The sequence below is a fragment of the Parachlamydia sp. AcF125 genome (assembly GCF_018342475.1).
Lineage (GTDB): Bacteria > Chlamydiota > Chlamydiia > Chlamydiales > Parachlamydiaceae > Parachlamydia.
This window is the reverse complement of record NZ_JAEMUD010000001.1, coordinates 820,136-845,817: the sequence shown is the minus strand read 5'-3', so window position 1 is coordinate 845,817 and position 25,682 is coordinate 820,136. Positions and strand designations below refer to the sequence as shown.

Genomic DNA, 25,682 nt, shown 5'->3' with positions numbered 1-25,682 from the left:
CTTTGTAGTAACTTTGTAAAATAAATGTCTTGTTTAATTAATGGATGCAACTCTTCTAAGCGTTAATTTTTAGGAGGCTTTACCAATTCGGCCAGCAGGGCTTTCTCTAAGTAAACCATGGCAAATAGGTAGAATGCTCATAGAGCCCTCTAGATTATCAAAGTTAGAAAGAGATTAAAGTTGCAAGAAAGGGAAAGCCTTCCCTTCCTAAAGTTAAAAACCCTGAGACTCTAGTGTTAAGCTTGTTTTGCCTTTTGCAAAAAGTAACCAATCGCTTAGTTTTTATCCTAAAGATCAATCGCCCTCTCATAAGATTTCAAAGAAATTTGTAAAAAATTAGGCTATTTAATATATCTTTTTTAAAAATTTTAGGGAAAGGAGTGGCTTATGTCTTTCTTGATTTCCAATAATCTGGATGAATTTCGCAACAAATTAGCAGAGATTAAATCCATTAGCGATACCTCCAATCTTTATTTAACGACTAAGCTAACCAGCAGCACAAAACTTAGAATGCCTTTGAAAGTGGCAAGAGTCGTTTACGAGCTTGCTGAAAAAAACCAAATATTCTTAACAAGTGGAGATAAAGACACATTCGTCAACATAGTAAAAAGGATTGAGAGCAAAGCGCACTATGCCCAGGGAAAAGAGAAAGAGGAGGAATTTGCCGCCATCATTGAAAAAATAAAATCCTTAAACCTCCCCCAGGTTATTTCAGGCCTTCCCTCGGTTGAAGATACGAACAGTTGGGCTAACCCAAATGGCGCTGCCAAGCAAAAGCGCATGCTCACCTCAGACGATAATCCGCCAGGTGAAAATTCCCTCAAAAGGAGAAAAAAAAATCTCTCTTTATGCCTAAGTCCATCCCTTGGGCTAGAAGATCTGCCTCAGGAAATATTTGAACATATATTAAGTACTCTAGAAGGGGAAGATTATAAAAATTGCTCAGCAGTCAATAGAAAATGGCATGCAACGATCATACAGACCGCAAAAAGAAAAGAAGCTTTCCTCTTTTGCCAACTTATTCAATGTGCAGTAGATCATTGCGTTTATCAACAACGCCTCCCTCCTCGTAGAGAGCTGTTCTATGACTCCAACGCTTTTTGGCAGAAAACATGCACCGACTTAAAAAATTTAAGAGCTAATCTCAATTTCTTACCACTCGCCACCCTTACCCAAATAAAAATCTCCATTTTTGTTGAGAAAATTAAATTTTTGTCTATCTTACGTTCTTTTGATAAAGAAGCTCGGGAAGCTTTAAAAGAGCAAGCTCAAGTCTTAAAATTGCCTTGGCTTTTTAAGGATATTTTTAGCACTAAAATAGATTACCGCCATTATATTCGGGATAACCTAAGAAAACTTATTGAAAAAAATCTGCTTGAAAAAGCGCTAGAAATTGGGAATACCCTTTCTAATAAGTACTATAAAGCGGAATTTCTCGCCAAGGTTTCTATCTTCTTAGCCAAAGCCAGCAAATTTGAAAAAGCTCTAGAAATAGGTCATACAATTGTTGAAGGATATGAAAAAGAAAAAGTCCTCTCCAAGATCTCTATCCTCTTAGCCAAAACTGGCCACTTTAAGAAAGCCTTAGAGATTGCAGAGGCAATTCCTGATGGGGGGAGAAAAGAGGAAGCTTTTTCTGTAATTTCTACCCTTTTAGCTGAAGCTGGTCAATTTAAGGAAGCCATAAAAATTGGGCATAACATTTTTTATGAAGATGAAAAAAATAAAGCTTTCTCTGCAATTTCTATCCTCTTAGCCAAAGCTGGCCACTTTAAGAAAGCCATAAAAATTGGGGGTGAAATTTGCGATGAAGAGGAAGAAGATAAAGTTTTCTCTGTGATTTCTATCCTTTTAGCTGAAGCGGGACATCTGGAGAAAGCTTCAGAAATTGGGCTCAAGATCATTAACAGAGATAAAAAAGGTGAAGTTCTCCAACAGATTTCTATAAGATTAGCAAAAGCTGGCCAATTCAAGAAAGCTGTAGAAATGGGGGGTATAATTCTTGATCAACATCATAAAGATAAAGCTCTCTCAAAGGTGGCTATTCTCTTAGCAAAAGCCGGCCACTTTGAAGAAGCTGCAGAAATTGGGCTTACAATTTCTAATAGATTTGGCAAAGATAAGGTTCACACCAAGATTTCTATAAGATTAGCAGAAGCTGGCCAACTTGAGAAAGCAGTAGAAATGGCAAGTGCCTGTTGTCGAGAATACGCAAGAAAGGGCGCTCTCTTGAAAATCTCTACAAATTTAGCCAAAACTGGCCAACTCGAGAAGGGATTAGAAATTGCCCATGCGAGTTTAGATGGATTTTACCACGGTGTGGCTGTCTCAGAAATTTCTTTAATGCTAGCTAAAGCAGGCCAATTTGAAAAGGCGCTAGAAAATGTAAATGTCATTACCGAGACTGTTTATAAAGATATGGCTTTGATTAAAATTAGTGTAAAATTGATAGAAGATGGTCAATTTGAGAGAGCGCTAAAAATTATAGATATGATTTCCAATCAAGAAGAAAAAGAGACCGCACTTTCTACAATTGCTTTCACCTTAGTAAAAATTAGCCAAGTTGAGAAGGCCTTAGAAACTATCCATCACTCACTTGCCGAAAATCTTAAAGATAGCTTTTTTGCCCATCTTTCTGATGCCTTAACACAAGCTGGTCAGTTTGAGAAAGCCGCAAAAATTTCAAACATAATTTTCAATCAAGAAGAAAAAGAAACCGCTCTTTTTAATATTTCTAGAGCAGCTGCGCAAGCTGGCCAAGAGGAAAGAGCGTTAGAAATTGCAAATACTATTTCTAATCAACAGCAAAAAGATAGGGCTCTCTCATCCATTTCTGAATCCCTGGCAAAAATGGGCCAATTTGAGGAGGCTGTAAAAACTTCAAAAATAATTTTCCATGAAGAAGAAAAAAAGAGGATTCTTTTTGAGATTTGTACAGCTGCTGCAAAAGCTGGCCAAAGAGAAAAAGCGCTAGAAATCGCCAACACTATTTCTGATAAAAAGGAAAAAGATAGAGTCCTCTCATCCATTTCTAAATCTCTAGCAGAAATAGGCCAATTTGAGGAAGCGTTAAAAATTATAAATAGTATAAATGACAGTATTCTTAAAGAGTTGGCTCTCATTCCTATTGGAGGAATATTGGCAAAAGCTGGCCACCTTGAGAAAGGGTTAGAAATCGCAAATAAACTCTGGTTCGATTTTTTTAAGTCTGAGGCCTTTTCAAGAATTGCTAGAGCATTAGCAGATACTAGCCAATTTGAGAAAGCCCTAGAAATTGCCTATGCCATAACCACTCCCTTTTTTAAAAACCACGCTCTCTCCCACATTTCTAAAGGTTTAGCTCAAATTGGAGAGGTTGAAAAAGCAGCAGAAATTGCAAGGGACATAACTGATAAAGAAACTGAAGAACTTCCCTAAATCCCGCCTAAATGAATCCTTTAGCCTCTTAAACATTATCCTAGCCTACTTGCTCAATCCTATTTCAGTTTATATTCTTCATTCTTTTGGAGCCCTTGCTTAGTAGCCAAAGGTTGTGTAGCCCGGCAAAGGCCATTTCAACATTCCCAGGTTTGAGTTTTCTTCAAAGCTTTTCTTACCACTTTTTCTGCTACTCTTTACTTCACCTTCTATTGAGGGCCCTTTTACCTTTCATATGATCCTTACTACACTCTAGTCCCACCTAGGACTTGCGAGGGAGAGTTACCCTTCTTTGTTTAACTAGCAACGTACGGCGCTTGCGCTTATACAAGGTTGTGGGTGGTTTGAGCTGTTGTAATTTATAGTAAACAGGTAGAATGCTTATAGAGCCCCCTAAGTTGTTAAAGGTAGAGGAGATTAAAGTTACGATGAAGGGTAAGCCTGTCCTTTCTAAGTAGTGCTAAGCTTATTTTGCCGTTTGCAAAAAGCAGCCAATCGCTTAGCTTTTATCTTAAAGATCAATCCCCCTCTCATAAGTTTTTAAAGTAATTCGTAAAAAAAAGAGGGCTATTTAGTATACTCTTTTTAAAAAGTTTTAAGGAAGAGAGTGGCTTATGTCGTTTTTAATTGCCAATAATCAGGATGAGTTTCGCCACAAATTAGCAGAGATTAAATCCATTAGCGATGTCCCTAACCTTTATTTAACGACTAAGCTAACCAGCAGCACAAAGCTGAAAATGCCTTTGAAAGTGGCAAAAGTCGTTTGCAAGCTTGCTGAAAAAAACCAAATATTCCTAACAAGTGGGGATAAAGACACGTTAGTTAATATAGTAAAAAGGATTGAGAGCAAAGCGCCATCTGCCAAGGGCAGAGAGAAAGCGTTTGTTGCCATCATTGAAAAAATAAAATCCTTAAATCTCCCCCAGGTTATTTCTGATCTTCCCTCCATTGGAGATATAAACAGTTGGGCTAACCCAAATGGCGCTGTCAAGCAAAAGCGCATGCTTACTCCAGATGATAACAATCCTCCCCCTAAAAGGAGGAAAAAATACCCCTCTTTGTGCCTAGATACATCTCTTGGGCTAGAAGTTCTGCCTCAGGAAATGTTTGAACATATATTAAGTGCTCTAGAAGGGGAAGATTATAAAAATTGCTCAGAAGTCAATAAAAAATGGCATGCAACGATCATACAGGTCGCAAAAAGAAAAGAGGCTTCCCTCCTTCACAAACTTATCCAATGTGCAGTCGATCATTGCATTTCTCAACAAAACCTCCCTTTTCGTAGAGAGCTACTCTATGATTCCACCACTTTTTGGCAGAAAACATGCACCGATTTAAAAAATTTAAGAACTAATCGCAACTTCTTAGCACTTGCCACTCTTTCCCAACTAAAAATCTCCATTTTTGTTGAGAAAATTAAATTTTTGCTTATCTTACATTCTCTTGATAAAGAAGCTTGTGAAGCTTTAAAAGAACAAGCCCAAGTCCTAAAATTGCCTTGGCTTTTTAAAGATATCTTTGCCACTAAAATAAGTTACGCCCCTTATATTTGGGACAGTCTGGAAAAACTTATCAAAAAAAATCTGCTTGATAAAGCGCTAGAAATGGGACATACCCTTTCTAATAAACACCTTAAAGTTGAATTTTTTGCCAAGATTTCTATCCTTTTAGCTGAATCTGGTCAATTCGATAAAGCCTTAGAGATTGGAGGGGCCATTCCTAATGGAGAGAGAAAAGAGGAAGCTTTTTCTGCAATTTCTATCCTTTTAGCTGAAGCTGGACAATTTAAGAAAGCTCTAAAAACTGGGCGTACAATTTGTGATGCAGATGAAAAAAATAAAGCTTTTGCTGTGATTTCTATCCTTTTAGCTGAATCTGGTCAATTCGATAAAGCCTTAGAGATTGGAGGGGCCATTCCTAATGGAGAGAGAAAAGAGGAAGCTTTTTCTGCAATTTCTATCCTTTTAGCTGAAGCTGGACAATTTAAGAAAGCTCTAAAAACTGGGCGTACAATTTGTGATGCAGATGAAAAAAATAAAGCTTTTGCTGCGATTTCTATCCTCTTAGCCAAAGCTGGCCAATTGGAGAAAGCCTTAGAGATTGGAAATGCAATTCCTAAGGGATGGAGAAAAGGAGAAACTTTTTCTGCAATTTCTATTTTTTTAGCTGAAGCTGGCCAATTTAAGAAAGCCATAAAAATTGGGCGGGCAATTTTTGATGCAGATGAAAAAAATAAAGCTTTTGCTGCAATTTCTATTCTCTTAGCCAAAGCTAGCCAATTTGAAAAAGCTTTGAAAATAGTACATGCAATTACTAAGGAATGCGAAAAAGAAAAAGTCCTCGCCAAGATTTCTATCCTCTTAGCTAAAGCGGGCCAATTTGAGAAAGGATTGGAAATTGCAAATGCAATTCTAGACACATGCTACCACTCTAAGGCTGTTTCAGCGATTTCTATCCTTTTAGCTGAAGCTGGCCAATTCGACAAAGCCTTAGAGATGGGAGGGGCTATTCCTATTGGATGGAGAAAAGAGGAAGCTTTTTCTGCAATTTCTATCTTTTTAGCTGAAGCTGGCCAATTTAAGAAAGCTCTAAAAACTGGGCGTACAATTTGTGATGCAGATGAAAAAAATAAAGCTTTTGCTGCGATTTCTATCCTCTTAGCTAAAGCTAGCCAATTTGAAAAAGCTTTGAAAATAGGACATGCAATTACTGAGGAATGCGAAAAAGAAAAAGCCCTCGCCAAGATTTCTATCCTCTTAGCTAAAGCGGGCCAATTTAAGAAAGGATTGGAAATTGCAAATGCAATTCTAGACACATTCTACCACTCTAAGGCTGTTTCAACGATTTCTAGCATGCTAGCTAGATAAAGTGCTAGAAATCATAAATACTATTTTCAATAAAGGGGAAAAAGATAGGGCCCTCTCCCCATTTCTAAATCCCTGACAGAAATGAGTCAACTTAAGGAAGCATTAAAAATTACCAATGGTATATGTAGCAGCTCTCTTAAAAAATCGATTCTCGCCCCTATTTGTGTAATCCTAGCAAAAACTGGCCACCTTGAGAAAGCATTGGAGATCGCAAATACGCTTTCTTTCAATATTTTTAAATCCCACGCTTTTTTAGAAATGGCTAGAGCATTAGCAGACACTGGCCAATTCGAAAAAGCTCTAGAAATTGCAAATACCATCACTACCCCCTATTCTAAAAAAAGGGCTTTCTCTCATATCTATAAAGCATTCGCTAAAATGGGCGAATTGGGAAAGCGGCAGAAATTGCAAGAGACTTAACAGATAAAAAAATTGAAGATCTTCTATAAATCCTTTATAAATAAACACTTTAGCCTCTTAGGAATTATCCTCATCCGCTGCTCAATCCTATTGCAGGGCGTACTCTTCATTCTTTTGAAGTGCTTGCTTAGTAGTCAACGCCTGCTCAGCCAGGCAAAGGCTCTTTCAAACATTCCTGTTTTTAGTTTCTTTAAGGGTTTCCTTGTGATCTTTTCTAATAGCTTTTCATTCGCTTTCTTATTTGCTTTAAACAAAGTAATCGCCACTTAAAGGCTTCTTTCTCAAAGAATGCTTTAAAGCATTAATTTTTTATTTTCTCATTGAAATGTGCATACAAGCTAACACAAAAACTTAAAGTCTAAGTTTAGAGATTTGTCTTTCCTTGAGTGAGAGCAGTTGAGGGAGGGTTTAATAAAAAATCCCCACTATGCCGATTTTTTATTTCGCGCCATTTTTGCACCATTTGAGCACCAAGAGGAGCGGCTTCTTTTCCTAGAGCCCCATAGCGTAAGTACACCACGACCACTAGTTCTGGATTGCCAAAAGGATCGCGATAAACAAACCGGTTAGATTCATAGCCCTGGAATTTAGACTCAAAAGAAATACTCCCAAACCACACATGATTGTAAATATTAGTCCCGCATCGAAAATCTAAATCCAAGTTTTCCACAGATTCAGCCGTGCTGGATTTCCCTATGATTTGGTCTTTAAGTTCAATAAAGCTTTGCATCGCCTCTGGATGCGCCTGGTAAAGTTTAGACAAGGCCGGCATGCTATTTTTATGCAAATGCGCATTGACTTGCTGTAATCCCTCTAAAAGGATTTTTCGAATAGTGGCAGGCATAAAAACCTCTTTTTTAACAATAGTGGGAAACCATTCTATCTGGCTTCTAGTATGGTCTCCAGAAGGTTTTAATAGATTTCCCACTTCTAGCTTTTTGCCTGCTGCCATCCGTACAATTTTAGGCTTTAGGATTTTTCCCCCATTAGCCAGAGAAGATAGCATGACAGCCGTCTGTAGAGGGGTCACAATCAACGTATGTTGTCCAATGGCAGTGGCATAGAGTCCCGTACGATTGCTAGCAAGATCCTTAGGGACGTTGCCTGCAATTTCACCGGGCAAATCAATTCCCGTAGGAGCACCATAGGAAAAATCTTGAGCAGCGCGTGCTAAATCATTCGGATCTTGAAAAATATCCCCGGCAAGCAAACAAAAATAAGGGTTGCTCGAGGTTTCTAGAGCTCTTTTGATATCTATCTTGCCAATATGGGAAGAAAGGCTTTTAGGCAAACGCCCCCCTTTATAATGTTGAGGAAGAGGTTTTCCTTCTTCAGTAATCCCCACAAAAAGTTCTTTCCCTTTTCGGAAAATGCGATCCTCAAATGTTAAAGGATTCAAGTCTTGATAGGTATATGCCGCCTGCCCGTCTAGCAGCATGAAACGTTGTCTTAAAGCCTCATAGCCGGTAATGAGCTTAAAGATGGATCCCTGAGTTGCCGCCTGGCGATAAGCTTGAGAGCGCCCATATCCAAATCCATATTTTGGATAAAAGCCTGCAGCTAAATCTTTTTCGAGATGACATTGTTTGCCACTTTTGCGCAACATGCGATAAGACCCAAAGAGAGGGCGCGTCAAATCCTGATAGCCGCGCATCGTCTTTAAGTAATCGGGGATCAATGAAGCAGGAATGGCTTCTAAGGCTTCTTGAAGCTTAGAATAGGATAAAAACCATTTTTCATCTGTATGTAAGCCTTCTTCAACTTCCAGCCGCATTTTGTTGAAGTGCTCAATATATATCCCAATCTGTTCATCCACCGCTCCACATTTTCCCGTTAAAAAAACAGACATAAGGTCCCATTTATTTTGGCTCCAAAATGCATTAAACAGCAAAGTTTCGTGCCGATCTAGCAAATCTAAGTAAGGGCGGGCATATTGTTTGGCCTGTTTTTCTTCAAGCCGTTTTTGTTTTAAAAAGGATTGTTGGTTTTGTTTTCTCCATTCGGCAAAATCCACGCGATGAAATAACTCTTTAGAAAGGGTACGGATGTTTTCCATAAGTCCCACTTGGGCTGCCGCAGCATCGCAATAAAACACGAGGGTCTGGTCCCCAACCGCTTCTAAAAGCTCCTCGAAAAAAGCGTTTTCTTGAATCGCTAAGCGGCAAAGGTCCACCAGTAAGACTTTATCATAATTTGTGGGAAGATTTTCAAAATAAGGGGAAAGTTTGTGCTTCAGCTCCGCAAGGGGTTCTTGATTCTCGCGCATTTTTCTAAGTAGGGCTTCTCTTTCCATAGCCGATAGAGCTTTGCCGAGAAGGATATGCCCCTCTTCTTTATACAGATGATTAAAAATGGCGGGCAAACGGCTATCTTCGCAGAGCTGGGTAAGAGCTTCCACCTGCTTTAAAAATTCGACCGCTAATTTCACGTTTTTAATCTTTTGTAAGGACTCTCGAATGGGATTCTCGGGAGGTAAAATCATCGAGAGGAATTGTTCCCACTCCATCATCACCTCTTCTTCATAAAACTCCTCTTTTTTCTTATCGTAAAGCTCCCTTTCAAATGGACGGCGTCGATTCCAGATATCCGCGATATACGCTTCATTTTCAAGCCATCTCAGAACGTTTGCCCGTTTTTTCCTGCCGATTTCTTTATGGCTTGAAGAGATGAAATCGTTGGGATCGAAGCGGGGATAAGTCGCCATAGCTAAAATTTCCCCCGTGTTGGGATCCATGGCCACAATCGATCCTCCTTTTATCCAGGGCTCTCGCGTGGTCAAATTGACCGAATCCTCCTTTGTGACACGCACTTTGCGAATCTGTTCATTTTGGGCGAGCAACTGTTCTGCATAATTTTGGAGTTCAGAAGAAATTGTTAAAAGAAAGCGCCTTCCAGATAAAGGTTCTGTGGATCCTGGGAGTTCTTTTAAAAAATTTCCTCGAGCATCTGAATGGTAAAACTTTTTGCCATGATAACCTCTTAAATCTGCCTCAAATTGGGATTCAATGCCTGTTTTTCCCACCCAATCGTTAATGGTATAAGCATGTTCTTCCAGTTCAACCAGCGCCTGTCTAACTTGCTGAGAAGAGTCATAACCCTCGGGGAGAAAAGGATCTTCCCCCGATTCCTCTTTTTGAAGAAATTCTTTTAATTCGGAAATTTTAGCTAGAATTCCTTCATACTTTTCGCGGCTAATTGCTCCCATATAGCCAATAATATCGGCCGCCACTTTCCCTTGAGGATAATGGCGCCGGGGAACACACATGACATGGATGCCCAGCCATTCATTCTCTAGGCCTTTAAGGCGATAATATTCTTGCTCCGTAAGCTCTCGTTTAATCACAAAAGGGACGTGGTACTGAAAGGCTGCTTTTGAATAAATGGTATCTTCAATCCAATTCGGATCCAGCTGTAGTTCATTTCCCAAAAGTTGGGACAGGTTTTCAATGTATTGTTTTCTTTTGAAAACTTTAATCCTCTTCCCTTCCGGTCCATAAGCTGTGGTTACAGAGGGAATTTGTTGAAGCTCCGAATACACAATGGCCGCATCGTACTGGATCTTATTTACCGCCAGAGGAATGTTAAAGCGGTCCCGGATAGTCCCTCTTTTAGAGGCCTCTAGCACCACTTTTTTTTGAGGTTTGCTAGCGGATTCTAAGCGGTCTTCGTACTGAATCACAGCTAAATGCCAAACACGGATAATCACCAGCAACAGCGCTACCAAAATCACGTTTAAGACGCGATTGGCCTTGGCAGGAATATCTAAGTGCTGTATAGAAGGGCGATAAAACCTTCGGGATTCACGATTTTTTGACATGCCGGTTCCCATTTATATCCATTCAATTTCATTTTCTCTCATTTTTTGAAAAGAAGAAAGAAAAACACGCTCTATTTTAGCTTCCAGGAAATTAACGCGCATGGGTTATCTCTATCTTTACTACTGCTGGCTGCCAAAAAGGATGGGGAAGAGGGCGAAGATGGCCTTTATTCGAACAAAAGAAGGTGCCAGGGCTATTTTGATGTAACGACTCAGGGGTAGGTCCCCTTAAAGCCTAATAAGCAGGGAGCTGAAGGAGTTTTTTGCACTCATGGCATCACGGGTTAAAAAAACCTTGAGGCACCCCCGCTTTAATAAAAGGATTCGGAATCCTACTAAACGCCTGAGGATCACTTTCCAGGCGGGCATTAAAGAGTCCTCTGATCGCTCTATGCCCGCCAAACGGCTTTTCCTATTAAAACTAATTCTCAAGGGTCTTGACTCGTAAAAGTGTATAAGCGGCAACTTCAATGCCACAAAAGGTGTTTTCTTCAAATCTGAGAAATGCATAAAGAAGACTTGTTTGCAGCTTTTCTCTCCTCTTTGTCAAGAATTCTAAAATCGGTTATACTGCCTATTTACCTATTTTAACCATGGAGGAAAGAGCTATGCGTTCATCAAATCCTGCTTTACTAGGCAATACTTTCCAAAGCGAAAGGTATTATTCTCTTGAGGAAAAAATGACCGTGTCTGGGGTCGTCAATAAAACCGCTATCCTTTTATCCTGCGTCCTTTTAACCGCTGGCTGGACATGGATCAAGTTTTATCAAACAGGCAATGTTCAAGTTATCTATCCTTGGATGATGGCTGGCGTGGTTGGGGGATTAATTTTGGCTGTTGTAACTGCATTTAAAAAAGAATGGGCTCCTGTCACCTCGATTGGATATGCTCTCCTCGAGGGGCTTTTTATCGGCGGCATTTCCTCTGTTTTTGAAAAACAATTTCCAGGCGTCGTGATCCAAGCTACCGCTTTAACATTTGGAACCCTTTTTTCCATGCTAGTGGCCTATCGGTCTGGCTTTATTCAAGCCACAGACAATTTTAGGCTGGGAGTGGCAGCTGCAACAGGCGGGATTGCGATCGTCTACTTCGCAACAATGCTCTTATCCCTATTTGGCGTGAGCGTTCCCTACATTTATGGAGGGGGAATTGTGGGGATTTTGTTTAGTTTGTTCGTGGTTGCCATCGCAGCTTTGAACTTTATCATTGACTTTGACTTTATCGAACAAGGTGCGCAACAAGGGGCCCCCAAATACATGGAATGGTATGGCGGATTTGCCCTCATGGTGACATTAATTTGGCTATATGTGGAATTTTTACGCCTGTTATCCAAATTAAGAGAGCGCTAACCTTAAAAGCCACTCCGCGAGGGTGGCTCCTCCCCTACCATTCGCTTGAAAGGATGAGCTCAGTCCACATGGAAGCGTTCCTCCTAAAAAATCAAAATCATATCTCCCAGTTTCTCTGCGGGTTTCGAGTCTCGCTGCTTAAATCTACTAAGATTATTGAAGGCCTAAACAAACCTAACAACAATGCTGATCTCTTCCCTTTCTTTTAAGGGTAAAGTATCCCGTTTTTCCTGTAGGTGAACAAATAAGCGGGAGGCTTATTTTTTGAATTTCTGCCGCCTTTTCCGACTCACAATCCAACTAAAAAACATCACCCCTTCTCCTAATCGTTTGTTTCAACTCGTTTACTTTTATTCAAAGTATCCTAGAGTTCAATTTGTGTATTTCCTTCAATCCCTTAGCTAGTTTCTCTATATTCTCCAGCTAATTTTTTTGTTTTTATCCTTTAGCCATCAAGCTAATTTGCCTTCTTGAAGCCTATAGAGGCAAGCAAACCTTAGCCAATATTTTCCTCTAAAGTTAAAGGAATTAGGATGTTGCCACCTCCAACCGCGGGATTTAAGCAGTAATCAATTAAATTTTTTATCATTTTCGCTAAATTTTCCTTAGTTGCTTAAATAAACAAGAATCTTCCATATCATACCCAAAAAATTCCCTTAAGCACTTCGGCTACGTTATAGGCGCGAAGAAAGTATTTACTACCCTTTTATATATAATATTTTATATGAGATTTGCTCTCTATAGGCTAACCACTCAATAAGCTAATCATTTACTTTACTATCTTATTTTTCAAAAAAACAGATCGCGAGGCATGGAGTTTTTCTCCATCAAAAGAACTTATTTTTGATCTGTAAATTTCTATTAGAAGGCTTTTTATTTTAAATAATTAGTTTACAAAAATACCGGGTGATATATAATACATATTAGAAATTAGCCCTAAATTAAAAGACAGTTAAAAAAAGAAAATAAGGAGATAGTATGGAACCTACCCCAAGCTATTCATCATCCGGGCAGAACTATAGTGAATACCAACAAAGGGAAAACCAAGAAACCCCTCCAGGACAAACCAGCCTACCAACTTCTGTGCCTGGAGCTTTGAATACAGGTAGCTCGGGAGGAACGCCTTACGCCGAGGGAGCTCAACTTCATGAAGCTGTAACTATGCACCGCTTGCAAATAGCCACTCCTGAGCCTCATCTCGCTAAGCAAATTGAAATTCTAAACAACGTAATGGAACAAGGAATTCTTACAAAAAGAAGAAGCGCTGCATTAGGAATCTCTATTATTCAATCAGCTGATAAAAACGAAGCGAACAACGACTCACTTTGCTTAAATTATATACATGCAGCTAAAGGGATAACAACATCCTTAACTCATGAGGCTAAAGGCGGCTTTCCAGTCGTGTTAGAAAGAACAGAAGACCCTCTTGAAAAAGACGTTCAATCTTTCAGCACAGCATCATCTAACCCAGAGTTTTTGCAGAGGCTTTCAGAACGAGCCCATGCATCTATACTGTTTGTGCTTCCAGTTAATAAGAAAGAAGGCTCTGAGAATACGATGCAGTATTAAATCTTGTCAAAACAGATGGAACAGCATGCGAAGGGCATGATCGAGAAGTAATGATCTCTCCTAATCTATTAGGTTGCATGGAGACATGGGCTTTTGGGTCAATCACCCCTGATAACATTAAATATATCCTCCTTCCTCAAAGCTTAGAACCTTTCAAAGATAGTTTACGCTGTGGAGCAGCCCAATTAATATTTGTATCTACAATATCAATAAAAATTCCTTACAATGTAGGAAATACAACCAAAGCAACTCCAACGATAGATTGCCCGGACTATCAAAGTGCGCTTGTCCAATTATTCGAGGAAGAAGAGGGAGCCTTGTTTACTCACATGCTACGCTGTCCTACTCCTCAAGAATTAGGATAAAAATCTTCTTGCTCAGAAGGTAAGTCGCAAGCATGTATTTTAGGCATATATTCTTTAGGAACCGCAAAAGTATGCTTTATAGCCTTATTAATTATAAATTGAGGACCAGAACTATGGTCCATTTTGATATATTGCCATACAAAATCCTGAAAAGATAGGCGCTTTTGCCCCCATTCTTCAGAAGAAAAATTCCACTTTTGCGGGCAAACCTCTATCTCTGCACACAACTTTTTCACTATTTCCACCCGATAGCTAGCAAAGAGAGAACGAGCAAGCTCATCTAACTTTTCTGTGCTAAGTGAACAAGGCAGAGAGGGTTCAAATTTTTTTTGAATCAAAGAGGTAAAGTAAGAAAATTCCTCTTTTTCGTTTTGCTGCTGCAGAGCGACAAAGTTACCGACCATTTTGCTCAATCCAGGCCGATTTATCATCTCAACAGCCGCTTCATTTCCTCTCGCGCATTTTATTTTCTCTGCCTTAGCACAATTGCCTTCTAAATGTGAAGCGAATTGATTATTTCCATAATTATTAGAACAATAAATACTAAATGTCATAACAATCCCCTAATTTGCTTAAGTTTAAAATCCGCTATAGCATGTAAAAAATATAAAGATAAATCCCAAAGAATATAAACGCTAACAAAAATAGAAGCTTTGCGAGCCTTTCAATCAAAAAATCGTAAAAGAGCTTGCAATGAATGTGACGCAATGAAGGCGTGTGGTAGAAATTTTCAAGGCACATATTGATTTGATACCCCTTCCACTTAATCAACCACAATTGCTAGGAAACTGCAAACCAGCCTATCATGTTTCCTAGATGGCTGAGCCAGTCCTCGATCCACTATCAATAAAATAAAATTTAAGGTGAACATGCTTTCCCTTATAATTGGTTTGTAGGTATCCTAAGCGACGCGCTACCGCTACACTCAAGGATATATTTTTAATTTGTCTTAGGAAATTAGAATTTAGGAACAAGGCACCTTAGAAAAACACTATTAAAACTTTAGAGGCACCGACCAAGCGATTGACCCATTAAACATTTGGTCTCGATGTGGCTCAAACCTGCTTGAATAAGATCTTCATCCAATTGCAATCTGTTCGGTTCAAAAAGAAGAATAAGGGAGGATCCTCCAAAGGAAAAATACCCTTTTTCATCTCCTTTTTTAATTTGGGAATAAGGCACATAAGTTTGATGAATGCTCCCCACAAAGGTAGCTCCCACTTCAATAAAAAGCACTTGGCCAAATTGCTTTGTTTCAAGCACGCACAATGTTCTTTTATTTTCCGTATAAGTTTCCAGGTTGTGCCGAATGGCCATTGGGTTAACGGAGTAAAGATCTCCCGGAATGGTTCTGGCGATACCTGGGATGCAATCGCATGGGAAGTGATAGCGATGGTAATCGGTAGGGCATAAACGGGCCATAACCATTGTGCCTTCTCTATACCGGTTGGCAAGCTGTGCATCTTTGAGCAATCCATCTAAGGAAAATTTTTTCCCTTTTATAATAAATCCATCGATTTGCTCAATGTTTTGATAACATAAATAACGTCCATCAGCGGGTGTAATCGCCACGCTTTCCCCATGGACAAAGGGCCTTGCCTCAGCTTTAAGCTTGCGAATAAAAAAGTCATTGAAGGATTTAAATTGTTCAACAGGCCCTGCAAATTCGGACGAATCCACCTGAAAAGCATCGATGAAAGGCTGGATTTTTTTGGCTGTCCACGGTTGAGATTGCCACCATCCATAGAAGAAAGAAAAAATAGGAAAGCGAGCAAGAAAAAAAAGGACAGAAGCTCCTAACACTCGACTGAGCAGATCTTGACCGTACAAAAGCTTGAGAAATTGCTCTCCGTACACTTTTTCCCTTTCCATCTTCTGCGAAAGGCGATCGATGTAGTGAATGGCTTCCATGTTACGAAGGTCTGGGCAATCCACGCTTTGCTCCAACTTGAGAGAAAAGGCTAAGTTCTTTTAAAAACTCAGGAGGAAAAGCGTATGACAAATGGGTCTCTTGGATTAAGTTTTGAGCTTTATAAGCAATCTTCACAAGGCGAAAAAGCATTTCACGATCTTGTTGATTGTGGAGGTAAGCGTTTTGCATGTGAATGTATTCAGCTAACAACTCTTTCAGCTGTTTTTGCTTCTGTAAAAGTTCTCCAGAGGCTTCAATCACGCGGTCTAATTGGGAAAGAGGATCCGTTTTCGATTCGTTAGAAGGGTCAAATCGAGGGGTATCAGCGGTGATGGGGCGAAGTTCATCAGCCATTAAAATGGGGTTTAAAGCAACTAAAGCCACTAACAGAATAGAAAGTTTCTTAGCCATTTGCTCCTCTCTAAAATGAACTTCATAAAAAACCAATCGCAAACAAATCTTGCGACTGGTTTCAACCCTTTACTGAGAAACAGTCCAACGTTCAAAGCTAGTCAATTGCAGGTCTTTCCCTTTCTGCTTGACGAGGTCTTCAATTTTGACTGAATCGTCTTTGATATATTTTTGGCAAATCAAGCATGTGGTGTCATAGAAATAATTCAATTTCCCTGTCACAATTTTCTCTGCCACAAAGTCAGGCTTGCCTACCACTTGGCTGCGTGCAATCTCTTTCTCTTTTTCCAATACTTCACTTGGAACTTGGTCAGGAGACACGTATTCAGGTGCTGCTGCTGCCACATGCATCGCGATATCTTTGGCAAGCTCTTCTTGCGCATCACTACCTGTAATTTCCACCACAGTCACCATTTTTCCTCCCAGATGAGAATAGACTCCCACGGAAGTGTTTGCCTTTTTAGGCAAAACTTTCAGGCGCTTAATTTGGATGTTTTCCCCAATTGCTTGAACGAGCGAAGAGCGGAGTTCATCAATCGTCATGTTGTCGTCTTTAGAATATTTCTGTTGTAAGAAAGCCTCTAAAGAAGCGGGGCTTGTTTCAGCAGCTTCTTGGGAAATTGCCTGGACAAATTGCTGAAAACGTTCATTTTTTACCACAAAATCTGTCTCTGCGTTCACTTCTACAAGGGCGATAGCTTTAGCAACTTGGGCTGCACCAATCATCCCTTCGTTAGTTACCCGCCCTTCTTTCTTAACAGCTGAGGCTGCTCCAGATTTGCGTAGGTTGGTGATAGCCAGCTCCATGTCTCCGTTGGCTTCTTCTAAAGCTTTTTTGCATTGGCCCATGCCAATCCCTGTGCGCTCGCGAAGCTCTTTAATCATGGCTGGAGTTACGGTTGTCGACATAATTTACTCCTCCTCTTTACCAGGCTCATCCTCTAAGCCACTCACACGTATTGCAAATTCTTCTTCCTCTTCGAGCTCTTCATCTTCGAACCCTTTTCCATCCCCTTTGCCTGCGGCAACGTTCATTTCATTCTTTGTCTGAATGATCGTTTGCGCTAATGCTTGCACGATTAATTTTACGCTTTTTAAAGCGTCATCGTTACAGGCGATCACATATTCGATAGGATCCGGATCACAATTTGTATCCACTAAACCCATCACAGGGATGCCGAGCTTATTTGCTTCTGCAACCGCCAAGTGTTCTTTGCTTGGATCCACTACAATCACGAGTCCTGGCAATTTGCGCATGCCGCGTACCCCTGAAAGGTTCTTTTCGAGCTTAATTTGTTCTTTGGTAAGCAAAGAGAATTCTTTTTTTGTAAATCCTTCCGTCCCTGCCGAGATCCGTTTTTCGATTCGCTCAAGTTTCTTAATGGATTGGCGAATGGTTGTTAGGTTTGTCAACATTCCACCTAACCAGCGCTCGCAAACATAAAATTCGCCACACTGTTCAGCTAAATCGCGAATAACGGCTTTGGCTTGTTTTTTTGTTCCCACAAATAGAATAGATTTGTGATTTTCTACGACTTGCTTAACAACTTCTTTTGCATACCGAATTTGCTGCAAAGTTTTTGCTAAGTCGATGATATAAAGGCCGTTGCGCTCTTCGAAAATGAAACGTTTCATTTTCGGGTTCCAACGACGTTTTTGGTGGCCAAAATGCGCCCCTGCTTCCAATAAATCTTTTATTGTAACTTCTTGAAATGGTTCTTGCTGTGCCAAGCCTTGTCCCTTTATTTTGACGACGGCATTTCTCCTTGAAGGAAAAATTTCGGTCTTGGTGTTTGTGATGTTTATTGAATTGTGAAAAGTAGCGCCTGATCAGAATCGAACTGACACTCGTAGCTTGGAAGGCTACTGTTCTACCATTGAACTACAGGCGCAGCTCAAGTGAAAATAGAAATTATGCAAATGATCTGTTTTTAGTGCAACCCTTTTTTCCGATTTTTTATTTGGGTTGCCCTTCTTTAATTTTTTTGAGCGTTTCTAGCCAAAAAGGATCTGTGGGAAACTCGGCAAGCATATTTAAAGTCAAAGCTTTAGCCTGAGCCCAATTTCTTTCTTCCATGGCTTTGCGCACAAAATAGGCTTTGGCATCGACAGATTCATCTTGAATGGAACCATACAACCTTCTTGCTGAATCCTCATCCCCTTGCTTTAAAGCAATTCGGGCTAACGCTTCTTTCCCCATGACTGAGTCCCTAAAGGCGGGAAATTGCTCGATAAATTGTTTAGCTTGGGCATAAAGGCCTTCCTTTTGATAAAGCTCACTAACCAATTGAACTGCTCTTAAGCCTACTTCAGGTTCTTCTACTAAGTGGTGCAAACTCGCACGGGCTACTTCTAATTCTCCTTTCTCAATCAGAAGCTCCCCTATCATTAAAGATAGCTCGGGAGATTTTTCTTGCTTGCTAGCAAAACGCAAAGCCTCGCCAGCATGGCGGTTTTCCCATAACGCTTGCGTCAATCGGCAAGCAACCCAAGCGGGAAGTATTTCCGATAGACTCTCCCCATTATACATTGAAAGGGCAGCCTCATTCCAGCCCGCAGCTAAAAGCGCAGCCGTAAAAGCATGCTTGCTATTTAAAATCTCTTTTAGAGGGGAAGGATAGCCATCCAAACTATCGCCCCTTTTTGCATAAGTATTCAACTCTTCGAAAAAAGTTCGTTCAGGATATAGTAAAGGCGCATCTTGAACCCACGATTCGAGCTCTTTTTGTTGTCTACAGGCAAGGATTTGAGACAAACCTTGCTCCAACACTGGATCCCATGACTCCCATTTAAAAGGATTTTTTGCAATCAATTCATAAGCCAGGGCTTCGTTTCCTTGTTTTAATTCTGCGAGCAACCGCAGCCAAAAAATAGTCTGGTGATGACTTAAAGGGGTTTGTATTGCTTCCAATTCCGCGAAAGCAGCCGCATCCCAAAATTCCCCTGGCTTTAGCGCCAATAAATAATTCACCAACGGCCTTAAGTTCCCACGTGGGGACTCTTCTTCCTTCCATTCAAATTGAGCAGGTATTGTTATACGGCCCCAAAACAAAGTTTTCAACCAAATATGGTCTAAACTTGGAGGAGGAAGGGCCTTTGTCCATAAATCGATAGCTTCCGCATAATTTTTTTGCCTGAGATGAAACTCAGCAGCTTGGTCAATCAAAAAAAGATTATCGGGATGCTCTCGAAGGGCAGACAAATATTCACCTAGGGCAAGCTGCTTTTTCCCCATCATTTCAAGGACTTTTCCACGGTAAGAACGGATTTCAGGATCATGGGGAGAGAGTTTATAGGCTTGATTGAGGGAATCCCACGCCAGGCGAGGATTTTGCTCTTTGAGATGAAAAAGGGCTAAATGACTTAGACGTTTTAATTCGCTCTTTTGATTTTCCAAAGGCTGACATTTAAGAAGAGCTATCCCCTCAGAAAGCCGTCCTTCTTGCGCTAACATTTTCACATCTAAGAAAAGCCATTTCTCTTTTTGCTCTTCCTTCCCTTTCCATAGCGATCGAATGTTTTGATAGTCTTTTGCTTTTCGATCGACGACACATTGATCGGCTATCGTTAAAGCCGCTCTTTCATTGGAATCAAAAGCTTCAGGAAAAGAACGGTGTAAAATCCTTAACTGCTGAATATTTCCTTGCTTCTCGCTGACATCTATCATGAGCCTAAGCCACTGCTTGCCATTGGCAGAATAACGCTCCATTTCAGGTTCATATTGTCGAATAATAGCCAAAGCCTCTACAAACCGGCCATCAGCGATGAAACGACTCGCCACCTCCATTTCAAAGGCCTCTTCCCTAGGGGGCGTGGGGACCACAAGGGTTTCCTCCTGATTCAGCCAATAAAAAGATCCCCCAATCCCAGCTACGATACCGATAAGGGAGAAAACAGAGACAACCCATTTGCGCATAGACCCACCAAATTCACATCAGATATTTAAGGAAACAAACTGAACTTTAGATGGGCTTCTTGATCTTTAGAAGCTCCGCGACCAAAAACCAAAGTTCAGGCAATTATGCTCTGTTTTATCCTACTGCTAGATTTTTTAAAAGAACAAAACTCCCCCTCTATAGGGCTAAATATCCGTACCCTTAAGTGAACTCTAAAGCTAAAAAGCAAGAGCCTTAGCAGCCGTTAAATCGGCAGTCTGCCAGAGAAAGTAATGGGTAAATTCATTAATTCCTAAAAGAGATTGGCTAAAATCCATTTAAATTTCTTAGGTGAGAAGATAGAAGACTTTATCAATGAGAAATAGGGTAGCTCACAAAGAATTTTAAAAACAAAAGTTTATTGAAATTTCAGGAGTTTAATAAAAAATTAAACGCTTTCGATCCCCATTGTGAATTACAAAAAACCGGATTTTTAAGCCTCTTCCATAAAAAAATTAAAATTAAGATCATAAATCCTAAAGAAAAACCGCCCTCCTTTATTCAAAGGATCCCCAATTTCTTCACTTTTAAATCCTCTAACTATAGCAAGACTTTTAGCTTCGATCAAAAAGTCCTTTTAAACAAAATGCATATCAGCCCTTCTACTAACCGGGAGCTCTCCGAACTTTTTATGGAAAAAATATGTGGCATTGTTCCACCTAAATGGGAGCTTATTTTTCAAAAGCATGCGGCTCCCTTTGATCCTCCACGTAAAGAGAGAATGGATTGAAACCATTGCAACTGGCTTAAAAAAGAGAAAAGATGCCACCTCGTGCCATTACGAAAAAATTTACAGTTTCTTTCAAGGAGGCGACAAGTCTGATATTATCTTTGCTAACGATGGGCAATGGGATCCTAAGGTAGCTTTAAACTTGACCTCAGAAGACAGGGCTAAAATTCTAATTTTATTTATCCCCACTGATAAAAAAACTGAAGAACGGTTTCATATCCCAGGTTACTTTTCCTGCTTATTTGCAAAAGGAGGAGGAAATTCACCTCTGCATCTTGGCATGAATTTTAAAGTATTGTATGAAAAAGATTTTAAAGAAATTCAAACAAAAAAATATCCTGAAACCCTTGTAAAAGCTTTAATCTCCCGATTCTTTTGCAAAAGCATGGCCTCATCTAGCCCCATTTTTAGTATTTTTTAGCAACGCAGGCCCGTATAATGGTGAGGATTTTTAAATAGCCAGAAATGCAATCCCCTTAAACTCCGGGCTTGTTGGCTAGTAGCGCAATGGGACAACCGGGTATGTTAGGGAGCGCTCTTAAAGACGCTTCTTTTTAGAATAAGCCTTGCCTGGCTTGAATTTACGCTTCCCTTTCTAGGAAGCACCATTCGATTCTGCTCAATCAGTTAGCCGGATTTTAACCCCTCCCATGTATTGAAGAGGGAGCCTTTAGCTCCCGCGCCTTTCAGATAACTCCTGCTGCCTTCGTTGAGCTCTTTTCCAACGATTATAACGCATTTCCATCCGACGCCGCACGTTTTCTTGATTTTGGAGATACAAGCTTCTTTGATCTCGTTCTTCAGAATTGCGATCCGCAACCTCTTCCTCATCATGCATTAGCTCTTCTTCCACCTCTTCTGTAGGTTTCTCATTGGAACCCTCTTCGCAGTAAAGATTCGTCATACACACACACAACCCCGCAACCGTCCATACCATAAGTTTTTTTCTCATCTTTTTTCCTCCGCTTTCTAGATTTCGATCAAGAAACTTTAGCTAAAGCTTCTTCTATATTGTCAAAAAATTTAAATGAATGATGAACTTTTGTCAGCGCAAATTCTTGTTTTAGGCTAGATTTAAGGCCACAAATTTTAAGAAACTTATGATGGGTTTTCAAATACTCTCTTAGGTGTAGCAAAAATCCAAAAGCCCGACTATCCATGGCCGCACAATACGTAAAATCTAAAATACACTCTTTATCTTCAATCATGGGGATCCAACTTGCTAAATAGCTGCTATAATTTAACTGATTTCCCATGGTCCCAAAAAAAGTGACAATCAGGTGCGCGTGCCTTTGCTGAATAGATAAGTAGAGATGGTCCTTTCCCCTTTCTTTTTCGCAAAAATGGGAAAGAAATTGGCGAGGATCTTCCAAAAAATAGGGGGCTAACAAAACCCAAAGTCGATGAAAATTCAATAAATATTTTAAATGTGAGGCTAATCCCCAGCAATAAATTTCTTTCTTCTCTCTCCACACTTTTGTGACCAATTGAGTGAGAAAATTTAGCCCTTCTATATCAAAATAGACCACTTTACTCCAATCGAAAGTTAAGCAGGGATGCCCCAAAGCATCTTTTAATTGAACCAGAATTTGATCGCTTACAGTGTGATCTAAAACAGGTGGAAGCTGAAATACTACAAAGCTTTGCTCAAAAGAAAGAAATAACAGAGGGTCTTTAACGTTGGAGGCCCAAGAATGACCAATTTTTTTGTGGTAAAAGAAATACAGCAAACTTTGGTAAGTGATTAAGGGAAGAGAAAGCCAGGAAAATTTCACCACGCTAAAAAATTGCTGCCACCAGCTTGAAACTTTTTGCATAAACGACTGCCCGGCAACAGGAGAATGAAAAGAACCTCCTCCTACCGCCACAGGAACTTTTAAACGCTGCTTAACCCGCTTAAGCCAAATTTCTTGCTTTGGGCTTCCTAAATGCATCCAAACTAAATCAGGCTCAGTTTGGTTGATATCTTCCACAAGGACATCGTCTAAGTTATCCATGTGAGTAAGATTCTCCCCTTCACATTTAATTTGAGGACACTCCATCCCGGCAATTTGAATTTCGGGATAATCTCTTTTTAAGCCTTCTACAAAGGCCTTTAACTCGATTTCATTTCCTCCAAGAAAGAAAATAGATTTTTTCTTATAAACTAATTCCTTTATTAGCTCGGATAAAAATTCCTTCTCTTGTATGGGCTCCTTTAAAGGAGTTCCTAAGGCTTTGCTTAACCACACTAAGGCGTGATCAGATGGCAAAATAAGGAAAGATTTAAAAAGCATAGACAACCATTCTCTCTGATCAATTGTCGATACTCCCCATCCCCAAATGCCCCCTAACTTTTCCCTATCCATAAAGCCTACATACCGAATGGCTTTTTGGGGTCCAGCAGGTGCCTCGATAGTTTTAACTATCGCTTGTACAGCTTCTTCTTGGGTTAAGTCACTGACAGGAATTCCGAGTAAAATAAGAGCTCGAGGATGCATGGCCTCTTTCCTTAATTAGTCTGAATTTCAATGCGGCCTTCAACTTTGAGGTTTTTGCTTAATTTTCAGTCACTTTTAACTTAACTGGCAGGCTATGACGCAAAAAACCTGTTTTTGCTGTCAGTCTCTCTCTAAATCTCTACCCCTCCCAAAGTTTAGGCTAAAAAACCTTCCCGAAAGAAAAAAGTATAAGATTTTCGCTTATAAACCGACTATTACAAAAAAATAAGTTGATTGCAAGAGGGGTAGAACGAATTGCGGTTAATCCGCTCGAACTTCGAGATAACTTTTTTCGGTTAAATCTACGCTTTCTGGCTCTAAAGGGATTGACGCAGAGCATAAGAGAGCTTCGGCTCTTCTTAAGGCTTTTTTCATGTGAAGGTGAGGCCGCCTTTCATTCAAAAAGAAAAGATTTTCTTTTCCAATCAGGTCTATCAAAGCTGAATTACTTAAAACTTCCCAGGTAGGAAAAGTCAAACCGCTTAAAATAAGGTGCCTGCCTGAGCTATGTAGATAATTGTAGAGTTGATGCAAAGCCAAGCAACCTGTCGCGTCCAGGTCACGCGCATGTTTAAGCTGTAAAATAATCACTTTTGTAGTGGTATCATCTTCAGCAATGGATTTTAGGGTGCTTTGGAACAGGTCTGCTGCGCCAAAAAACAGCTCCCCTTTTACCTTGATAACCCGAATTTTTTTCTTGTCGTTTTTTGTGGCAGTTTCAGCTGAACACCATTTTCCTGAGTCATCGATCCCATATTCAATTAATTGAGGGAGAGCCGCTTTTTTCAAATAAAGAGTAATTGAAATCACCACTCCGATGTAGAAGGCCACGTCCAAACTAAAAAATATGCAGGAAAGAATGGTAATCCATAAGACAAGCGCATCCGAATTAGTCGCTTTTAGGCAAAGTAAAAATTGCTTGCGATTGACAATGCTGACAGCGGTTACAATGAGAAGAGCTGCTAAAGCCCCTACAGGAATACGCGTAATGAAAAATCCAAAAGCCATTAAGAAGGTGGCGACAAAAATTGCCCCAAAAATAGCAGCAAATCGGGTTTGGGCTCCACTGATATAATTCAGCATGCTCCGAGAATTACTGCCAGAAATAGGCATGGCCCCTCCTGAAAAAGCCCCACAAAAATTTCCCATTCCAATCGCAAAAATATCTTGATTGAGCGATAACCTCTGACCGGTAATGGCAGCAATCGATTTGGCCACAGCGGCAGATTCAAGAATACTCATCAAAGCAATCGCAAAAGCGACAGGCACCACACTGCTCATAATGTGTGTATTAAAGTAAGGAAATGCCAAGTCTGGCAGCCCCGTGTAAACTTCCCCTGAATTCCCGATTAACAAAACGTGTTGAAGGCGGCCTCCCACAAAAGACTCTGCATCTTCTGTATTTAAACCCATGAGCTGCACCACAATCCCCATAAACGCAAAAGCAATTGCAGCACCCGGAATCCGTTTGTCTTTTCGCCGAAAAATGACAATGAGAAATAAGCTTCCCAGGCTAATTAATAAGGTAGGCAAGTGAAATTGGTTTAAATGAGAGACTAAGTACCAAGCCTTTTCATAAAAAGCGTGCACGCCTCCCAGGGGAGCAATCCCTAAAAAAATAAAAAATTGGTCGATAATGATCGCAATCGCTGTTCCCATGGCATAACCTACCACGACTGAGTGGCTGACAAATTGGGTTAAGCGCCCTAGTTTAAGCGAAGCCACTAAAATCTGGAAAAGCCCGACTAATAAAGTCAATTGGGTTAAAATCTGTACCGCCATCCATTCTCGCTCAGCCCCTTCAAGATCCCTAAAATAATTGAATAAAATTTGAGAGGTTCCTGCCTGGACCATGATCGCAATCGCATTGCTAGGCCCTACAATTAAATGACGGGAGGATCCTAAAGCAGCAGCAATTAAAGAGGAAAAAATAACGGCTAAAATGCCACACGACAAAGGAAGACCAGCAACCATTGCATAAGCCATTGCTTGAGGAACGCTCAGTAAAGCCACTGAAAATCCAGCGCTGATATCTTGAGCTAAAAAGCTGAGAGAATAATTTTTTAAGTCCTGAAAAGAGTTAAAAAAGGAGAGACGATCAATCGAAGAGCCCATTTACATCGACTCCTTGAGCGGTAAGAAAAAATCTACAGCTGTTTTTTTGGATTTTAACATAAGATTAAGATGCATTTTGTTATTAAAAACCACAAATGCTAAAATATTGATTAAAAAATTAAAAATTCATTATATTCAATGTTACTATTTTTTAAAAGAATAATCCTTAAAAAGAAAACCTAAGCCCGCAAGCAAGATTGGCATCTACTCGAGTCCTCTGTTTTTGCTAGCTTGCCCTCCCTTTCTCTCCCATAATCCAATCCTCTATTTATTTTTAAGCTTTATTTCTTTATAG

The 25,682-nt window shown here is 40.1% G+C and carries 17 protein-coding genes and 1 tRNA gene; 7 read left to right on the top strand and 11 right to left on the bottom strand.

Annotated elements, in window-relative coordinates; translation table 11 throughout:
• The first annotated feature begins 387 nt into the window (after window positions 1–387).
• The 3 genes from PARA125_RS03365 (at window position 388) to PARA125_RS03355 (ending at window position 6,704) form a co-directional block, all read left to right on the top strand.
• Window positions 388–3,417, top strand: a complete 3,030-nt coding sequence (locus tag PARA125_RS03365; protein WP_213157296.1) for an F-box protein — start codon at window positions 388–390, stop codon at window positions 3,415–3,417.
• Between the two features lie 614 nt (window positions 3,418–4,031).
• Window positions 4,032–6,284 carry an F-box protein gene (locus PARA125_RS03360; RefSeq protein WP_213157295.1) on the top strand — a complete coding sequence of 751 codons (2,253 nt, stop codon included), beginning with the start codon at window positions 4,032–4,034 and terminating at the stop codon, window positions 6,282–6,284.
• 81 nt (window positions 6,285–6,365) lie between these two features.
• Complete coding sequence (locus PARA125_RS03355) at window positions 6,366–6,704, top strand: hypothetical protein (protein ID WP_213157294.1); 339 nt, start codon at window positions 6,366–6,368, stop codon at window positions 6,702–6,704.
• A gap of 364 nt (window positions 6,705–7,068) precedes the next feature.
• On the opposite strand, the gene PARA125_RS03350 is transcribed toward PARA125_RS03355, so the two are convergent.
• Window positions 7,069–10,521, bottom strand: a complete 3,453-nt coding sequence (locus PARA125_RS03350; RefSeq protein WP_213157293.1) for a penicillin-binding transpeptidase domain-containing protein — start codon at window positions 10,519–10,521, stop codon at window positions 7,069–7,071.
• Window positions 10,522–11,129: 608 nt separating this feature from the next.
• Between PARA125_RS03350 and PARA125_RS03345 the strand changes: the two genes are divergently transcribed.
• From PARA125_RS03345 to PARA125_RS03335, 3 genes are all read left to right on the top strand, one after another.
• Window positions 11,130–11,870, top strand: coding sequence for a Bax inhibitor-1/YccA family protein (locus PARA125_RS03345; protein ID WP_213157292.1), 741 nt, complete (start codon window positions 11,130–11,132; stop codon window positions 11,868–11,870).
• A gap of 978 nt (window positions 11,871–12,848) precedes the next feature.
• Entirely contained in the window at window positions 12,849–13,439 is a 591-nt protein-coding gene (locus tag PARA125_RS03340) for a hypothetical protein (RefSeq protein WP_213157291.1), read from the top strand.
• Window positions 13,440–13,489: 50 nt separating this feature from the next.
• Complete coding sequence (locus PARA125_RS03335) at window positions 13,490–13,804, top strand: hypothetical protein (protein ID WP_213157290.1); 315 nt, start codon at window positions 13,490–13,492, stop codon at window positions 13,802–13,804.
• On the opposite strand, the gene PARA125_RS03330 is transcribed toward PARA125_RS03335, so the two are convergent.
• From PARA125_RS03330 to PARA125_RS03300, 7 genes are all read right to left on the bottom strand, one after another.
• Window positions 13,789–14,358: a hypothetical protein gene (locus PARA125_RS03330; RefSeq protein WP_213157289.1), complete on the bottom strand. Its 570-nt coding sequence runs from the start codon at window positions 14,356–14,358 to the stop codon at window positions 13,789–13,791. The two genes, PARA125_RS03335 and PARA125_RS03330, sit on opposite strands and share 16 nt — an antisense overlap.
• Window positions 14,359–14,806: 448 nt before the next feature.
• Window positions 14,807–15,739 carry a phosphatidylserine decarboxylase gene (locus PARA125_RS03325; protein ID WP_349305648.1) on the bottom strand — a complete coding sequence of 311 codons (933 nt, stop codon included), beginning with the start codon at window positions 15,737–15,739 and terminating at the stop codon, window positions 14,807–14,809.
• Window positions 15,717–16,127: a hypothetical protein gene (locus PARA125_RS03320; protein ID WP_249274148.1), complete on the bottom strand. Its 411-nt coding sequence runs from the start codon at window positions 16,125–16,127 to the stop codon at window positions 15,717–15,719. Before PARA125_RS03320 ends, PARA125_RS03325 begins: the two co-directional genes overlap by 23 nt.
• Before the next feature lie 69 nt (window positions 16,128–16,196).
• Window positions 16,197–17,036, bottom strand: coding sequence for a translation elongation factor Ts (gene tsf, locus PARA125_RS03315; protein ID WP_213157288.1), 840 nt, complete (start codon window positions 17,034–17,036; stop codon window positions 16,197–16,199).
• Between the two features lie 3 nt (window positions 17,037–17,039).
• Window positions 17,040–17,858 carry a 30S ribosomal protein S2 gene (gene rpsB, locus PARA125_RS03310; protein ID WP_213157287.1) on the bottom strand — a complete coding sequence of 273 codons (819 nt, stop codon included), beginning with the start codon at window positions 17,856–17,858 and terminating at the stop codon, window positions 17,040–17,042.
• 90 nt (window positions 17,859–17,948) lie between these two features.
• Window positions 17,949–18,019, bottom strand: a tRNA-Gly gene (locus tag PARA125_RS03305).
• Window positions 18,020–18,084: 65 nt separating this feature from the next.
• Window positions 18,085–20,043: a tetratricopeptide repeat protein gene (locus PARA125_RS03300; protein ID WP_213157286.1), complete on the bottom strand. Its 1,959-nt coding sequence runs from the start codon at window positions 20,041–20,043 to the stop codon at window positions 18,085–18,087.
• A 663-nt stretch (window positions 20,044–20,706) separates the two neighbouring features.
• Here PARA125_RS03300 and PARA125_RS03295 point away from each other — a divergent pair.
• Window positions 20,707–21,213, top strand: coding sequence for a hypothetical protein (locus PARA125_RS03295; protein WP_213157285.1), 507 nt, complete (start codon window positions 20,707–20,709; stop codon window positions 21,211–21,213).
• Between the two features lie 249 nt (window positions 21,214–21,462).
• Here PARA125_RS03295 and PARA125_RS03290 read toward each other — a convergent pair whose 3' ends face one another.
• From PARA125_RS03290 to PARA125_RS03280, 3 genes are all read right to left on the bottom strand, one after another.
• Window positions 21,463–21,744, bottom strand: coding sequence for a hypothetical protein (locus PARA125_RS03290; RefSeq protein WP_213157284.1), 282 nt, complete (start codon window positions 21,742–21,744; stop codon window positions 21,463–21,465).
• 28 nt (window positions 21,745–21,772) lie between these two features.
• The gene (locus tag PARA125_RS03285; protein ID WP_213157283.1) at window positions 21,773–23,272 is read right to left on the bottom strand and encodes a WecB/TagA/CpsF family glycosyltransferase; all 1,500 of its coding nucleotides are present in this window, start codon (window positions 23,270–23,272) and stop codon (window positions 21,773–21,775) included.
• Between the two features lie 261 nt (window positions 23,273–23,533).
• A complete protein-coding gene (locus tag PARA125_RS03280) occupies window positions 23,534–25,387 on the bottom strand; it encodes a SulP family inorganic anion transporter (RefSeq protein WP_213157282.1) in 1,854 nt (617 codons plus the stop codon).
• Between the last annotated feature and the right edge of the window lie 295 nt (window positions 25,388–25,682).

Excerpts from the sequence above, each read along its gene's own strand:
- PARA125_RS03365 (WP_213157296.1), top strand. The coding sequence starts at position 388 with ATGTCTTTCTTGATTTCCAATAATCTGGATGAATTTCGCAACAAATTA.
- PARA125_RS03360 (WP_213157295.1), top strand. The coding sequence starts at position 4,032 with ATGTCGTTTTTAATTGCCAATAATCAGGATGAGTTTCGCCACAAATTA.
- PARA125_RS03355 (WP_213157294.1), top strand. The coding sequence starts at position 6,366 with ATGAGTCAACTTAAGGAAGCATTAAAAATTACCAATGGTATATGTAGC.
- PARA125_RS03350 (WP_213157293.1), bottom strand. The coding sequence starts at position 10,521 with ATGTCAAAAAATCGTGAATCCCGAAGGTTTTATCGCCCTTCTATACAG.
- PARA125_RS03345 (WP_213157292.1), top strand. The coding sequence starts at position 11,130 with ATGCGTTCATCAAATCCTGCTTTACTAGGCAATACTTTCCAAAGCGAA.
- PARA125_RS03340 (WP_213157291.1), top strand. The coding sequence starts at position 12,849 with ATGGAACCTACCCCAAGCTATTCATCATCCGGGCAGAACTATAGTGAA.
- PARA125_RS03335 (WP_213157290.1), top strand. The coding sequence starts at position 13,490 with ATGATCTCTCCTAATCTATTAGGTTGCATGGAGACATGGGCTTTTGGG.
- PARA125_RS03330 (WP_213157289.1), bottom strand. The coding sequence starts at position 14,358 with ATGACATTTAGTATTTATTGTTCTAATAATTATGGAAATAATCAATTC.
- PARA125_RS03320 (WP_249274148.1), bottom strand. The coding sequence starts at position 16,127 with ATGGCTAAGAAACTTTCTATTCTGTTAGTGGCTTTAGTTGCTTTAAAC.
- tsf (WP_213157288.1), bottom strand. The coding sequence starts at position 17,036 with ATGTCGACAACCGTAACTCCAGCCATGATTAAAGAGCTTCGCGAGCGC.
- PARA125_RS03300 (WP_213157286.1), bottom strand. The coding sequence starts at position 20,043 with ATGCGCAAATGGGTTGTCTCTGTTTTCTCCCTTATCGGTATCGTAGCT.
- PARA125_RS03290 (WP_213157284.1), bottom strand. The coding sequence starts at position 21,744 with ATGAGAAAAAAACTTATGGTATGGACGGTTGCGGGGTTGTGTGTGTGT.
- PARA125_RS03285 (WP_213157283.1), bottom strand. The coding sequence starts at position 23,272 with ATGCATCCTCGAGCTCTTATTTTACTCGGAATTCCTGTCAGTGACTTA.
- PARA125_RS03280 (WP_213157282.1), bottom strand. The coding sequence starts at position 25,387 with ATGGGCTCTTCGATTGATCGTCTCTCCTTTTTTAACTCTTTTCAGGAC.